Genomic DNA, 15,926 nt, shown 5'->3' on the forward strand with positions numbered 1-15,926 from the left:
TATAAAGATAAAAAATATGCCTTTAAACCCCCAAAAATAAACGAAAAATTAAAATAATTATTAATAAAATGTTAAATAAAAGAAAAAAAATATATTTTTATTGTCTCAATTTGAGAATTAAAAAACTAACTGTATATGAATGTAAGAATATCTAGAAGTTTGGGTATGGTTGCAGTACTTTATTTTACTGCAAACTTCAATGCCCAGAACACAAAGAGTGACACCCTTCCGAAAGAGCAAAAAATCGAGGAAGTGGTAATGATCGGCTACGGTACTCAGAAGAAGAGTAATGTGACGGGAGCTATTTCAAGTATTAAAGCCAGTGACATCGAAGCGATACCAGCCGGAAAACCGGAACAGGTATTACAAGGTAGAGCTGCCGGTGTCAATGTTATTTCGAATTCGGGACAACCTGGATCAAACGCAACTATTAGGGTAAGAGGTGTTACCAGTTATTCATCAAACAATGATCCACTTTGGGTAGTTGATGGTATCGTAGTTGATGGTATCGGTTGGTTAAGCCAAAGTGATATTGAAAGCATTGAAGTTTTGAAAGATGGTGCTTCTTCTGCTATTTATGGAGTTTCCGCAGCACGAGGGGTTATTTTGGTAACTACTAAAAAAGGTAAAAGGGGAAAACTTAGTTTATCCTACAACGGTTTCTTCGGGGTGAGTAATGCTGCGAGAAAATTAGATCTTCTTGATGCTACAGAATATGCTACCGTTATCAATGAAGGTTTTGCAAATGACGGACAAGCTATAAGATTTCAAAATCCTGCATCGTTTGGAAAAGGAACTGATTGGCAGGATGAAATTTTCGGAACAGGAGAAAGACAGAACCATGAGATCAGTATACAAGGTGGAAACGAAAAATCTACTTATTTTGCTTCATTTGGATATTACGATCAGACAGGTATTGTAATGAGTGATATTTCTTATTATAAAAGATTAACAGGGCGTTTAAATTCAACTCATAAAGTGACGGACTGGTTGACTGTAGGACAAACTTTTGCGTATACCCATCAAAAAAATCAGGGGATTAATGCTAATGGTGAGTTTGGCGGTCCGTTAAGCTCTGCCGTGAATTTGGATCCTATTACCCCTGTTGTCGTAACAGATTGGTCACAGGTAAATCCTGCCTTATATACCAATGAGCATATTGTAAGAGATGAAAATGGAAATCCATATGGAATTTCACCTTATGTAAATCAGGAAATGTCTAATCCAAGAGCTTTTAGATATACACAGTTAGGAAACTCTAACTGGTCAGACGATTTTATTGGCAATGTTTTTGCGGAAGTGAAATTTTTAGATCATTTTACGTTTAAATCTTCACTAAATGGTAAAAAAGCATATTGGGGAAACCAAAATTTCACTCCACTTTTCTATTTAAGTGCTACGTACAGCAATTTACTTCTAAACAGTTTGAGCCGCACTACTCAAAACAAATTTGAATGGAGTTTTGAAAACACGTTGAATTATCAAAATAAATTTGGAGATCACAGCTTGAATGTGCTTTTAGGAACAGGATACTATGATTACAATATTGGAGATGGGCAAAGTGTTACACATAAAGGGCTACCAATCAGTAATTATGAAGATGCATCTTTTAACTTCGAAGTTCCTTTGGCCAACCAAACTTCCTCAGCGTGGGATAATCAGGAATGGAATAAAGCTTCTTATTTTGGGCGTTTAATTTATGATTTTAAAAATAAATACTTATTTACAGGAACCTTAAGATATGATGGATCATCATTGTTCGGAGCAGATAATCATTGGGGGATATTCCCATCATTCTCTTTAGGGTGGAATGTAGATAAAGAAAACTTCTGGCCGGAAAATAATGTTATAAATAGTTTAAAATTTCGTGGAGGTTACGGAACTTTAGGAAATGATGGTATTGAAGCTTATAAATTTTCAAAATTCTATATTTCTGGAGCCAACTATACTAGTGGATCAGGAGGTGTATTAATTGGGTATTTGCAAAATGGTCTGGAAAATAAAGATTTGAAATGGGAAACGACAACACAAACCAATATTGCAGCAGATTTAAGACTTTTCAAAAATTTTACTTTAACGGTTGATGTTTATGACAAAAAAACATCAGATATTCTACGACCTGTTCAAATTCCGGGTTATGTAGGAGTTACAGGATCTTATATAGCCAATATTGGAGATATGAGCAATAAGGGGATAGAAGTAGAATTAGGCTATAAAAAAACATGGAATGATTTCACATTTTCTGTAAATACTAATTTTGCTTACAATAAAAACGAAGTTTTATCACTTGAGCAAGGAACGAAGTACTTGGATGGAGCTGGCTTCCAATCTATGGGACCAATACAGAGAATCGTAGTAGGTGATTCTTATAATTCTTTCTATGGCTTTAAAACTTTGGGTGTTTTCCAAAATCAAGCGCAGATTAATGCTTATGTAAATTCTAAGGGGCAAATGCTTCAAACAGATGCAAAACCGGGGGATTTTATCTGGGCAGACTCTAATGGTGATGGTGTGATTGATGATTTAGATAAAGTGAATTTGGGAAGTTCAATTCCTAAATATAATTTCGGAGCTACACTAAACTTAAGCTATAAAAACTGGGATTTTATGGTATTTGGACAAGGTGCTGGAGGAAATAAAATCTTCCAAGGTTTAAGAAGACTAGATATGTTAGATGCTAATTATCAAACTAAAATCTTAGACAGGTGGACGGGAGAAGGTTCTACTAACGAAAATCCAAGATTAACAAGGGCAGACGGAAACAAAAATTATTCAAGGTTATCTGACTGGTATCTACAAAAAGGAGACTACTTTAGAATTAAATTGATTCAGTTAGGCTATACGCTTCCACAAGATGTTACCCAAAATTTTGGAGTTAACAAACTACGCTTTTATATCACTGCTGAAAACCTGGTTACTTTTACAAAATATACCGGGTACGACCCGGAAATTGCAGCTGGAGATTCTTTTGGAATAGACAGAGCATTTTATCCACAAGCAAGAACTTTTATGTTGGGAGCTAATATAACTTTCTAATTTTAGTACAATGAAAAATAAATTTTTAAAAATATCAATAGCAGCTTCATTTTTAGTGAGTGTATCCACTCTTAATGTAGCTTGTAATAATGACACTTTAGAAGAAAAAGAATACAAAGGAGCGTTTGCCGGAGATAACTTTTTCAGAAATGAGCAAGAATGCTTTTTTGGTCTTGTGGGTACGTATGACGTTATGAGAAAATATGCAGGCGGATTTGAAAATATGGTAACTTTTTTCAATGCAGCTTCAGATGATTTCTATGCGGGAGGCGGTAGTGCTACAGATGGAGCTGGTATTCAAGGGGCATCAAGTTTTCAAATTAATCCAAATACAATGCCTGCAAGTTACTGGAAAGATTATTATCAAGGTATAGCAAGAGCAAATGCCCTTATATTAAATGCTCCTAATGCATCAATGGATGAAACTTTGAAGCAACGCTTCATTTCGGAAGCAAAAACTCTTCGCGCACTATATTATTTTGATTTGCTGAGGGTTTTCGGAAATATTCCTCTTATTTTAAAACCTTTTGAAGCAACAGACGATTTTTATAATGTTCCGCAAGTTACACCTGCACAAGTATATGCTCAAATAGAAAAAGATCTGACGGAAGCCTTGCCAAATCTTCCTATGACCGTAAGCGGAGAGGAAAAAGGTAGATTAACGCAAGGAGCGGCAAAAGCTCTTTTAGGCAAAGTGTATTTATATCAAAATAAAAAATCAGAAGCTGCTGCACAATTTGCGGATGTAAATGGAACTCCCGGCGGAACCAGTCAATACGGATATAAACTATTGGCAAATTATGATGATCTTTGGAAAGCGGGAGTAGCACTAGGTGGGACTGCGGATCCTTACGAGTTTACATCAGAATCTATTATTGAAGCATCCCATAGTGACCAGGGAAAATCTGATTGGGGCTTTTGGGGACAAGGCAAAGATGAAGGGAATTCTATTTGCGTGATGACTGCACCAAGATCTTATAACAGAATTAGTCAGACAAATCCTGCTGATAATGCTCCAGATATCGTCTCAGGTTGGGCATTTAATACAGTTACAACAGATCTGTTTAACTTTATGCAGAGTGATCCGCGTGTAAACGCTACTATTCTGAATATGAATGCATTAAAGGCGCAGGGTAAAGCAGATTATGCACCGGCTTATAAGGATACTGGATATTTTCTTAATAAATTTATGCCTACATCAGATAAAAAATCAACTTTAGGCGTTACCGAACTGAATTATCGTCAAAATTATATTGTTATAAGATTAGCAGATACATATTTGATGGAAGCTGAAGCACTTAATGGTACGGGCTCTAGGGCACAAGCCTTGTTAGATGCAGTAAGAGCAAGAGTTGGTTTAGCATCTATACCGGTAAGTTTACAGGCTATCAAGGATGAAAGAAGAAGAGAGCTAGCAGGTGAAGGTCACAGATTTTTTGATCTTGTAAGATGGGGAGATGCTTCTACAAAACTAGCTTCAAAAGGTTTTGTAGCGGGAAAAAATGAAATTATGCCTATCCCTCTTACGGAGCTAACAGGAACAATTTTAAAACAAAATCCTGGATATTAATTTAATAAAATTAAAAACATGATAACTAAATATATCAACAAAGGACTTTTACTAAGTTCTGCAGCTTTTTTTCTGGCGGCTTGTACTCCTGATTCGGTAGAAGAGGGAAACGGATTGACACAGCCAGCCGTTGATGCAAAGTTTACAATTACTAAAACAAGCGAAAACCACTATCATTTAAAAAGAGTGAATGATAATAATGTTGGTTTTATAAATTCTCAATGGAATATTGATGGTGATGGTTTTGTAAATGGAAAAAATGAAATGGATATTTTCCTGCCGGATGCCGGTACTTATGTAATTCAGCATAGTGCTGTGGGTATTGGTGGACAGTCTGGTGGTATGACAAGTCAAACCATCGTCGTTCCTACTTCTGATCCTGTTGCAGGAAATATTATTCAAGGTGGAAGATTTGATACTCCTGATGAAATTTCCAAATGGACTATTTTTCCAATAAGCTCTACCGGTGCACAATGGGTTTTTGCCAATGGAAAAGCTACAATTGTTGCCTCAGATAGTAAACAGCAAGCTTTTTATCAGGCTGTAAATGTTGAAGCAGGACAAAAGTATGCTATAGATATGGTAGCTTCATCTGCAACAGGCTTGGAAGATACATGGTTTGAAGTTTATATGTTAAACAGCTTACCTGCACCTGGAAATGATGTGAGCGGTAGTGTATACAGAAATATTAATACTTGGGATGGTTGTGGCAAAACAGCATTTGGAGGGAAAGTTTCTGCAATAGGTTGTAATGCCAGTAAGAACGGCGGTGTTTATACTGCAACAACTACTGGAACCGTCTATTTAGTAATTAAATGTGGTGGAAAAACAGTCAACAGCTTAAGTGTTGATAAAGTTGAAATAAGAAAAACTACTTAATCAACCTAAATTAAATTAATGAAATTAAAATATTCACAATATTCATATAGTTTCGTACTTAGAAGTGCTGCACTTTGCGGTGTAGCGCTTCTTTCTTTTTTAAACTGCAGCAGTACATCTTCCGACTTAGCGGGCAACGATAATTCAGGAAATAATGGAAGTGGAAATACTTCCGGAGATCCTGTAGAGGTTTGGGTTACGAAAGGAGATCAGTCCGTAAAATTGCAACTACAGAATGCAGCATATTTTTCAGGCAATTCAGTTTCTGGAACATCCATTGAAGTGAATGCTTCACAAGTTTTCCAGACCATTGATGGTTTCGGATATACTCTGACAGGTGGAAGTGTACAGGTAATAAATCAGTTAAGTGCTGTAAAAAAACAAGAATTATTAAACGACCTGTTCAGCAGTTCAGGTATTGGTGTCAGCTATCTGAGGATAAGTATAGGAGCTTCCGATCTTAACAGTGAAGTTTTCTCTTACGATGATATGCCGGCGGGGCAAACGGATCCTACATTAGCTCAATTCAGTTTAACTAAAGATCAGGCGGTAATTCAGATGTTGAAAGATATTTTATTGATTAATCCAAATATTAAAATATTAGCAACACCGTGGTCGCCACCGGTTTGGATGAAAGATAACGGAAACAGTGTTGGAGGAAGCCTAAAATCTGAATTTTACGGTGCTTATGCACAATATTTTGTAAAATATATTCAGGCAATGCAGGCGCAGGGAATTAAAATTGATGCGATTACGCCTCAAAACGAACCTTTGCATCCGGGAAATAATCCGAGTATGTATATGACAGCTACACAGCAGGCAACTTTTATTAAAAATAATTTGGGCCCTGCTTTTCAGGCTGCAAATATTACCACAAAGATCATCGCTTACGATCACAATTGCGACAATCCGGCTTATCCATTGGCGGTTTTAAATGATTCTGCTGCAAATCCATATGTTGACGGATCTGCTTTTCATTTGTATGCAGGAGATATTTCGGCTTTAAGTACAGTTCATAATTTATTCCCTAATAAGAATGTATATTTTACTGAACAATGGACAAGTTCTACAGGAAATTTCGGTGGAGATTTGGATTGGCACACCAAAAACGTTATTATTGGATCAATGAGAAACTGGAGCCGTACAGCATTAGAATGGAATGTAGCAAATGACGCATCATTCGGACCACATACACCTGGAGGATGTACACAATGTAAGGGCGCTGTAACCATAAACGGATCTGGTAATTATGAAAAAAATGTTGCATATTATATCATTGCTCATGCTTCGAAATTTGTACCGGCAAATTCCCAGAGAATTGAATCTACACAAGTAGGAAATCTTTCAACAGTAGCTTTCAAAACGCCGGCAGGAAAAACTGTGTTAATCGTTCAAAATGGCAATTCAACGGATAAAGCATTTAATATTAAATATAATCAGAAAACAGCTCCGGTTACAATTCCGGCAAGTTCAACGGCGACTTATGTTTTTTAAGTTTAATATGATTATCTCAATTTTCACGTTCAAACACTTGCAAACAGCAGATAATCAAAAATAAAATTATAAATGAAAAGAGTTTATTTCCTATTGGCAATGACAGCTTTTGGAGTCAATGCATTCGGACAAAAGACAATCGATCAGAAAGTTTCTGACTTATTGTCGAAAATGACGCTGGAAGAAAAAGTGGGACAGTTGGTTCAATACAGCGGATTTGAATATGCGACGGGGCCACAGAATTCCAACTCTGCAAATGTTTTAAATGAAATAAAACAAGGGAAAGTAGGATCAATGCTCAACGTAGCGGGAGCAGAAGAAACAAGAAAATTCCAGGAATTAGCATTAAAATCAAGATTGAAAATTCCATTGTTATTTGGTTTAGATGTTATTCATGGCTACAGAACAACATTTCCTGTAAATATTGGACAGGCGGCAAGCTGGGATTTAAATTTAATTGAAAAATCAGAAAGAATTGCTGCAACCGAAGCCTCTGCATACGGAATCCACTGGACTTTTGCGCCGATGGTAGACATTGCAAGAGATCCGAGATGGGGAAGAGTAATGGAAGGCTCTGGAGAAGATACTTATCTGGGAACACAGATCGGTTTGGCAAGAATTCGGGGTTTTCAGGGAAAAGGATTGGGAAATCTTGATGCCATCATGGCTTGCGCAAAGCATTTCGCTGCATACGGAGCAGCTGTGGGCGGAAGAGATTACAACTCGGTAGATATGAGCTTAAGACAATTAAACGAAACCTATTTACCACCTTTCAAAGCGGCAGCAGAAGCGGGTGTTGCAACGTTCATGAACTCTTTTAATGATATTAACGGAATACCGGCAACGGCCAACAAGTATATTTTAAGAGATTTATTGAAAGGAAAATGGAACTTTCAGGGATTTGTCGTTTCTGACTGGGGAAGCATTGGCGAAATGGTGAACCACGGATATGTAAAGAATAATAAAGAAGCTGCTAAAAAAGCAATTACCGCAGGCAGCGATATGGATATGGAAAGTCGTGCTTATATGGCTGAACTTCCAAAATTAGTTCAGGAAGGAAAAGTTGATCCTAAGTTTATTGATGATGCCGCAAGAAGAATTTTAGTTAAGAAATTTGAAATGGGATTATTTGATGATCCTTACCGTTTCAGCAACGAAAAAAGACAAAAAGAGCAGACCAACAATAGTGAAAATAGAAAATTCGGAAGAGAATTTGGCTCTAAAAGTATCGTTTTATTAAAGAATGAGAAAAATATTCTACCTCTTTCCAGATCAACAAAAACGATTGCTCTTATTGGCCCTTTCGGCAAAGAAACTACGGCCAATCACGGGTTCTGGTCAGTTGCATTTAAAGATGATAATCAAAGAATTGTAACGCAGTTTGACGGGATTAAAAATCAATTGGATAAAAATTCAACATTATTATATGCAAAAGGTGCGAATGTTGATGATCAGGACAAATCAATGTTTGCAGAAGCTGTAGAAACTGCCAAAAAAGCAGACGTTGTGATTATGACTTTAGGGGAAGGGCATGCGATGAGCGGTGAAGCAAAAAGCAGAAGCAATATCCATTTCTCAGGAGTTCAGGAAGATCTTTTAAAAGAAATTGCTAAAACAGGGAAACCTATTGTTTTAATGATTAATGCAGGTAGGCCTTTGGTTTTTGACTGGGCTGCAGATAATATTCCGGCAATCGTGTACACGTGGTGGCTGGGAACGGAAGCAGGAAACTCTATTGCGGATGTTCTTTTCGGAGCAGTGAATCCAGGAGGAAAACTTCCCATGAGTTTTCCGAGAACAGAAGGACAGATTCCTGTGTATTACAATCATTATAATACAGGACGACCTGCGAAGAACAATACAGACAGAAATTATGTTTCGGCCTATATTGATTTGGATAACGACCCGAAATATCCATTTGGATACGGTTTGAGCTATACAAAATTTGTCTATTCAGATATGAATTTGAGTTCAACAAATCTTAAAGGTAATCAGACTTTAAATGTCAGCGTAAAAATTTCTAATACCGGAAATTACGATGGGGAAGAGGTGGTTCAGTTATACATAAGAGATTTGGTTGGAAAAGTGGTGAGACCGGTGAAAGAACTCAAAGGCTTTCAGAAAGTTTTCATTAAAAAAGGGGAAAGTAAAATGGTAAATTTCACTTTAACTCCTGAAAATCTGAAGTTTTATGACGATGAATTAAATTTTGACTGGGAAGGTGGCGACTTCGACATTATGACCGGAACCAATTCACAGGATGTTCAGACAAAAAGAATTAATTGGTCTAAATAATACAAGTTTACTAAACTGATAGCGGGATAAAACCCGCTTTTGGTGGTAAAAGGCATCATGTTGTACCAAAACTTTTAATATGAAAATTAAACTTCAATATATTTTTAATGTAGCCATTGGAGGAAGTCTTGCTTTCTCTTTATTAAATTGTACTGCTAACAAGCATACTGGCCAGAAATTGATATGGTCGGATGAATTTAATTATAAAGGATTACCCGATTCTACCAAATGGAATTACGACGTTGGAGGCCACGGTTTTGGCAATGAAGAATCGCAGTTTTATACCAAAAATCGTCTGCAAAACGCGAGAGTAGAAAAAGGAAATCTTGTTATTGAAGCTAAAAAAGAAAACTGGAAAGAAAGTAAATATACTTCTGCCAGACTTCTCACAAAAGGTAAATTCTCTTTCGAATACGGAACTGTTGAAGTCAGGGCAAAACTTCCTAAAGGTCGCGGTACCTGGCCGGCCATCTGGATGATGAGTGAAAATATGAAAAAATGGCCGGATGACGGTGAAATGGATATCATGGAGCATGTTGGCTATAATCAAGGGTTCATTCACGCCTCCGCTCACACTAAGAATTATAATCACAAGATTAATACTCAGAAAACGGATACTATATTCGTGAAAGATGTCAGTGAAAACTTTCATGTTTACAAAGCAAACTGGACACCTGAAAAGATTGAAATATATGTTGATGATAAGAAATTTTTCACTTATGAAAATAAAGAAAAAACCTATGGTGCGTGGCCTTTTGACCAACCTTATTTTATTATTTTAAATCTTGCCGTTGGTGGATTTTGGGGTGGAAAAGAAGGAATCGACGACACCATTTTTCCTCAGAAGTTCGAGATAGATTACGTTAGAGTCTATCAAAATAAATAAGACAAATCAAATTTTAACGGATAAAATTCTTTAGAATTTTTGATGAGAAAAATTTAAATAAAATAGAAAAGAATAATGAAGAGATTAATTGTAAGTTGTTTTGTAGTAGGAGTTGTTTTCAATGCAAATGCGCAAAATTACTGGAAAAAAAATGCAGGTAAAACAGCAAAAATAATTTTCACCAGTGCATCGTCCAACGAAAAAATGATTGATAAAGGAACCGTGAAGTTTGAAAAAATGGTTCAGCCTAAAGAAACTGATGCATGTATTTTTGTCGATCCTGATTTTAAATATCAGAAGCTCATCGGTATCGGTGGAGCCATTACAGATGCAGCAGCAGAAACTTTGTATAAACTTCCGAAAAATAAACAGAAAGAAATCATTGATGCCTATTACGGAAAGAATGGACTGGGCTATACTGTTGTACGAACTAATATGAATTCGTGTGATTTTTCAAGCGATTCGTACACTTATGTGCAGGATAATGATACTTCTTTAAAAACCTTTAATATCTCACATGATGAAAAGTATAAAATCCCAATGATTAAAGAAGCACAGAAAGCAATAGGGAAGGATTTTACCTTTTATTTTTCACCGTGGAGTCCACCTGCATGGATGAAATCGAATAAAAGTATGCTGAAGGGCGGAAGGCTTGAAAATGCTTTTTACCAGACCTGGGCAGATTATTATGTTAAATTCATAAAAGAATATGAAAAAAGAGGAATTAATGTTTGGGGATTAACTGTTCAGAATGAGCCAATGGCCACTCAAACTTGGGAATCGTGTATTTATACTGCGGAAGAAGAAGGAGATTTTCTTAAAAATAATTTAGGTCCGACACTTTGGAAGAATGGATTTAAAGATAAAAAAGTAATGATTTGGGATCACAACCGTGACCTGATTTATCAAAGAGCGACCACTACTTTAAGTGATCCTGAAACATCTAAATACGCTTCAGGAATAGGTTACCACTGGTATGAAACCTGGAATAATAAAACACAGCTTTTTGATAATCTGGCGGAAACACAGAGAGCTTTCCCTGATAAATTCCTTGCATTTACAGAAGGCTGTAAAGAGCAGTTTGATATGTCTAGAATTTATGATGTAAAACTGGGTGAACTGTATGGTAGAAATATGATTAATGATTTCAACAAAGGAACTGCTCTATGGACCGACTGGAATGTTCTTCTTGACGAAACCGGCGGACCGAATCACGTCGGGAATTTCTGTTTCGCTCCTATTATTGCCGATACCAAAACAGGCGAAGTTCATTATACCTATGAATATTATTATGTGGGACATGTTTCAAAATTCATTAAGCCTAATGCGCAAAGAATCGGCAGCTCATCCAACAGAATAGCACTTACCTCTACCACATTCATGAATGAAAACGGGCAGTTGGTAACGGTAATTATGAATGATACTGATACTGATATTAATGCCAATCTCTGGATTGAGGGTATGGCGGCTAAATTGAATGCTCCAGCACACTCCATACAGACTGTAATTTTATAAACTTCATATTAACATTATTTTTTTAAGTTTCGGCGGCATCGAAGATGCCGCCGAAACTATTTTATATTTAAAACAATAAAAAAACCGGAAGAACATTCCGGTTTATAATATTTTTAAGAACAACTTTTAATTGTTTTCAGAATCATATTTACTGATTACTTTCTGCGTTACACCCGAACTGCTGAAACCTCCGTCGTGGAAAAGATTTTGCATCGTTACTTTTCTTGTAAGATCAGAGAATAATGTTACACAATAATTTGCGCACTCCAAAGCCGTAGCATTTCCTAGCGGAGACATATCTTCAGCATATCCAAGGAAACCTCCGAAACCTTTCACACCGCTACCTGCAGTAGTCATGGTAGGAGACTGGGATACCGTATTTACACGAACTTTTCTTTCTCCCCAATAACCTCCAAAAGTTCTTGCGATACTTTCAAGATAAGCTTTATTGTCCGACATATCATTATAGTCAGGGAATGTTCTTTGAGCTGCAATATAACTAAGTGCAAGAATACTTCCCCATTCATTCATACAGTCTTTTTCCCATGCCACGCGCATTACTTTGTGGAAAGAAACCGCGGAAATATCCCAGCCTTTCTCCAACCAGTCATAGTTCATTTCTGTATAATGTTTTCCTTTTCTTACGTTGATAGACATTCCGATAGAATGAAGAATGAAATCGATTTTCCCAAATTTTGCAACAGCAGCATCAAAAAGTTTTTCAAGATCTTCCACAGAAGTTGCATCTGCACCGATTACTTCAGAACCTGTTTTTTCTGCTAATTCGTTTAGTTCTCCCATTCTAAGAGCAATAGGAGCATTAGACAAGATGAATTCAGCACCCTCTTCATGACATCTTTCTGCCACTTTCCAAGCGATCGATTGTTCATTAAGGGCTCCAAATATAATTCCCTTTTTGCCTTTAAGTAAACCGTATGACATAATTTTTTAATGTTTATTAATGTACAAATGTAGCAATATTTGTGTTTATTACATAATAAAAAACAGAGCCTTCCATAAAAAGACTCCGTTTTTCTTGAAAATATTTATATGACTGAAACTTAATTCGTTTTTTTCTTCCATTCTGCTTTTACATCTTCTGCTGCATCTTTGGTTTTTTCCCATGCATCATTGGCTTTATCTTTTACATTTTCCCAAGTGTCAGATACATTGTTTTTTGCTCTGTCCAGCCAATCTTCATGTCTGGCTTCTTCATCATTAGCTCTTTTTTCGTTGATATAATCTTTTGCTCTGTCTGCAAGCTCTTCAACTTTCCACTTTGTTTTGTCGGCTGCATTTTTCAATGAGTTCTCAGTATTATCTACTGCATTTTCTGCTTTGTTGTATTCTGAATTGTTCATAATATATATTTTAGTGATAGTTGTAATTAACCAATAACTATTCCTAAAACAATAAAACAATGTTAAAATTTTCATAAAAATAAGTTCATGAATAAACTTTAAATTATCTTACCATTATAATTGATTTAAAAAGGATTAGAAATTAATTGAAATTATTATATTTGCTAAACAAACAAATACTTATAAACACAATAAGATGAAAAAACAGACCAAGTTTCGGATATTATTTGTTTCCGTTTTATTATTTAATTTTAGTCTTAATTTCGCCCAGGTCGGAATAGGTACTTCATCTCCCAACACTTCAGCTATGCTTGAGATTAGTTCGGGCAGTAAAGGGATTCTTATTCCAAGAGTAGCTTTGACTTCCATAACCGACGTAGTTACAATCCCTTCACCTGCCAACGGATTATTGATATGGAATAATGGACTTGGAGGGTTGTCAGCAGCAGGATTTTATTTCTGGAGTAATTCCAAATGGAATCAAATTGCTACCGTTTCTACCGCATTGCCAAGTTCCGGCAGCTGGAGCACTTCTGGAAATAATATAGGAAATTACAGTGGTTCCGGAACTAATTTATCGCTTGGAACTTCAGCTTATGATGATCTTATTTTTAAAGTAAATTCTACTACTGTAGGAGGGTTGGGGGTTAATAATTCTGTAAGTTTCGGCAAATTATCTAATGCCGGACAGGACGGTGTTTCAATCGGCTCATCTTCTGGTGCAGCACAAAGCGCTGCTGCCATGGGAAATAATGCAAAAGCAAATGGCTATCAGTCTCTTGCAGTAGGCTTTGAAGCGGAAACGACTTTTAATAATGAAACTGCTGTTGGTTTTCAGACTAAAACTTCAGGACAAAACTCCACCGCTTTAGGTTCAGGGGCAAAAGCTCAGGCGCAATTCTCGACAGCAATTGGCTATAATGCATCAACCTCACAATCTAATGCAATAGTCTTAGGGGATAACAACGCCAATGTTGGCATCGGTACCAGTACGCCAAACACTACGGTAAAGCTGGATGTGAATGGTCAATATAAATTAGGGATAAACGGATCAGTGCAGAAAAGTCAGATCAGTTTTGAAGTTTGGCCAAGTGTTTCAATTAATAATCTCCCGGCGGGCAATACAACAACGATGAATATTCCTGTTCCGACAGGTTTTACGCCTTCTTCTACGAGAGCTACAATTATTGTAACGCCTGCGAGTGACTTTGCCGGAAATTCTACCTTTTCAATATCAAATCCAAGATTGACATCGACTTCCAACATTACCATTAATCTTACAAATATTGCTGGCAACGCACAAAGTTTAAATTCAGCACATTTTTATATAACAATCAATGAATTTTAGAAGGATTACTGTTAATAATTGTTTTTGTTTTGTTGTTAATAGAAAAAGGATTTCAATTTGAAATCCTTTTTCATTATTACTTTATATGTAAATGTAAAACTTATTTAATAATTCTATCCAAAACCCAATCAATCAATTTCTTTTCAGAAGCATGATGATCGGCAGAAAATTCTCCGCGTCTTCTGTTGGCAATCACATTATTTACAGTAATCGCTTTATGCCCTAAAAGCTTAGAAAAAGCATAAATTGCAGATGTCTCCATCTCAAAATTGGTTACGCCAAGATCATTTAAAGTCTCAAGGAATTTATCATCTAAAGATTTTAAACGTAATTGTCTTCCCTGTGGCGCATAAAATCCAGGGAAAGTTGCGGTATTCCCGTGATATTTTGCATCCTTATACAAGTTTCCCAGTTCTTCAGACCATTCTGAAAAATAAAGCATAGGTTTGATTTTAGAATATGGAAATTTTTCCAGAAAGTTTTTTGAAAAATCGTTCTCAAATTCATAATCAGGATAAAAATGCATCAACCCGTCAAGTCCTACCACATTTTGTGTTACCAGCATATTGTCAACCTGCACATCCGGATTTACACTTCCGCAGGTTCCCATTCTGAACAGTTGAAGCGTCGAATGTTCTTTTTTAAACTCCTTATTTTTGAGATCGATATTTACCAGAGCATCAAGCTCGTTCATAACAATGTCAATATTTTCAGTACCGATCCCCGTAGACATCACGGTGATTCTTTCACCGCGTAACGTTCCTGTATGGGTATAGAATTCCCGTTTATTTTTCCGTACTTCTACAGTGTCGAAATATTTTGAAACCTTCGCTACACGGTCCGGATCTCCTACAAGAATAATTTTTTCAGCGATATCTTCAGGTAAAAGATTAAGATGGTAAACGCTTCCGTCTTCGTTCAGAACAAGTTCTGAAGCAGCAAGTTTATTGAGCATACTATGTTTTTATTTGAATTAAAGTTTGTATTAAATCCTTCCCAAATATCCTTCATCATTTAAAAAGATCAGAAAAAGAAACTGACCGCTTGTCATGAATATGATTTCGGGTTTTAAAATTAATAAAAATTCTTTTATATAAAAGGTAAACAGTATTCAATTCAAATTCATCACTTGAATTTCAGCAAATGATAGAGAAACTTTAAAATTTAAGGTTTTAAAATATCAATATTTAAGGGGAACTATCCGCCGACTCTTTTGGTTTTATAGCCCATTTCTTTGAGGATATTCATTATTTTATCACGATTATCTCCCTGAATAATGATTGTTCCATCCTTTTCAGAGCCGCCGATTCCTAAGGTGGTTTTTATTTTTTTTGATATCTTCTTAAGATCTTCCTCATTACCTTCCCAGCCTTCAACAATAGTTACGGGTTTACCATTTCTGCCTTTCTTTTCAAATTTGCATAGTAAAGGTTCTTTCTGCTTAAATTTTTCTTCGGGTATTTCAAAATCCTGCTCTTCATGGTCAGGAAAAAGGTTTTTCAATTGATCTCTTAAATCCATACAGCAAAATTAATAAAATAT

General features: G+C 36.1%; 12 protein-coding genes. 8 read left to right on the plus strand and 4 right to left on the minus strand.

The window, feature by feature from the left end; translation table 11 throughout:
* Positions 1-135 precede the first annotated feature (135 nt).
* The 7 genes from BLR30_RS04150 (at position 136) to BLR30_RS04180 (ending at position 11,675) form a co-directional block, all read left to right on the plus strand.
* On the plus strand, positions 136-3,036 hold the full coding sequence (locus BLR30_RS04150) for a SusC/RagA family TonB-linked outer membrane protein (protein ID WP_089855202.1): 2,901 nt from the start codon (positions 136-138) through the stop codon (positions 3,034-3,036).
* 10 nt (positions 3,037-3,046) lie between these two features.
* Complete coding sequence (locus BLR30_RS04155; RefSeq protein ID WP_089855206.1) at positions 3,047-4,606, plus strand: RagB/SusD family nutrient uptake outer membrane protein; 1,560 nt, start codon at positions 3,047-3,049, stop codon at positions 4,604-4,606.
* Positions 4,607-4,624: 18 nt separating this feature from the next.
* Positions 4,625-5,485, plus strand: coding sequence for a hypothetical protein (locus BLR30_RS04160; protein ID WP_089855208.1), 861 nt, complete (start codon positions 4,625-4,627; stop codon positions 5,483-5,485).
* Positions 5,486-5,503: 18 nt separating this feature from the next.
* On the plus strand, positions 5,504-6,979 hold the full coding sequence (locus BLR30_RS04165; RefSeq protein WP_089855210.1) for a glycoside hydrolase family 30 protein: 1,476 nt from the start codon (positions 5,504-5,506) through the stop codon (positions 6,977-6,979).
* Between the two features lie 72 nt (positions 6,980-7,051).
* Complete coding sequence (gene bglX / locus BLR30_RS04170; protein ID WP_089855214.1) at positions 7,052-9,274, plus strand: beta-glucosidase BglX; 2,223 nt, start codon at positions 7,052-7,054, stop codon at positions 9,272-9,274.
* Between the two features lie 79 nt (positions 9,275-9,353).
* On the plus strand, positions 9,354-10,160 hold the full coding sequence (locus tag BLR30_RS04175) for a glycoside hydrolase family 16 protein (protein WP_089855217.1): 807 nt from the start codon (positions 9,354-9,356) through the stop codon (positions 10,158-10,160).
* Between the two features lie 75 nt (positions 10,161-10,235).
* The gene (locus BLR30_RS04180) at positions 10,236-11,675 is read left to right on the plus strand and encodes a glycoside hydrolase family 30 protein (RefSeq protein ID WP_089855220.1); all 1,440 of its coding nucleotides are present in this window, start codon (positions 10,236-10,238) and stop codon (positions 11,673-11,675) included.
* A gap of 126 nt (positions 11,676-11,801) precedes the next feature.
* Here BLR30_RS04180 and BLR30_RS04185 read toward each other — a convergent pair whose 3' ends face one another.
* Both BLR30_RS04185 and BLR30_RS04190 read right to left on the minus strand, forming a co-directional pair.
* Positions 11,802-12,617, minus strand: coding sequence for an enoyl-ACP reductase FabI (locus tag BLR30_RS04185; RefSeq protein WP_089855223.1), 816 nt, complete (start codon positions 12,615-12,617; stop codon positions 11,802-11,804).
* A 119-nt stretch (positions 12,618-12,736) separates the two neighbouring features.
* Positions 12,737-13,036, minus strand: a complete 300-nt coding sequence (locus BLR30_RS04190; RefSeq protein ID WP_089855226.1) for a hypothetical protein — start codon at positions 13,034-13,036, stop codon at positions 12,737-12,739.
* A gap of 196 nt (positions 13,037-13,232) precedes the next feature.
* Here BLR30_RS04190 and BLR30_RS04195 point away from each other — a divergent pair, with 196 nt between their 5' ends.
* On the plus strand, positions 13,233-14,384 hold the full coding sequence (locus tag BLR30_RS04195) for a hypothetical protein (RefSeq protein WP_089855229.1): 1,152 nt from the start codon (positions 13,233-13,235) through the stop codon (positions 14,382-14,384).
* A 100-nt stretch (positions 14,385-14,484) separates the two neighbouring features.
* Here BLR30_RS04195 and BLR30_RS04200 read toward each other — a convergent pair whose 3' ends face one another.
* On the minus strand, positions 14,485-15,339 hold the full coding sequence (locus tag BLR30_RS04200; RefSeq protein ID WP_089855233.1) for a nucleoside phosphorylase: 855 nt from the start codon (positions 15,337-15,339) through the stop codon (positions 14,485-14,487).
* A gap of 242 nt (positions 15,340-15,581) precedes the next feature.
* Positions 15,582-15,905 (minus strand): translation initiation factor, encoded by a 324-nt coding sequence (locus tag BLR30_RS04205; protein ID WP_089855236.1) that lies wholly within the window; start codon positions 15,903-15,905, stop codon positions 15,582-15,584.
* Positions 15,906-15,926 lie beyond the last annotated feature (21 nt).

It is taken from the genome of Chryseobacterium taeanense (assembly GCF_900099685.1).
Lineage (GTDB): Bacteria > Bacteroidota > Bacteroidia > Flavobacteriales > Weeksellaceae > Chryseobacterium > Chryseobacterium taeanense.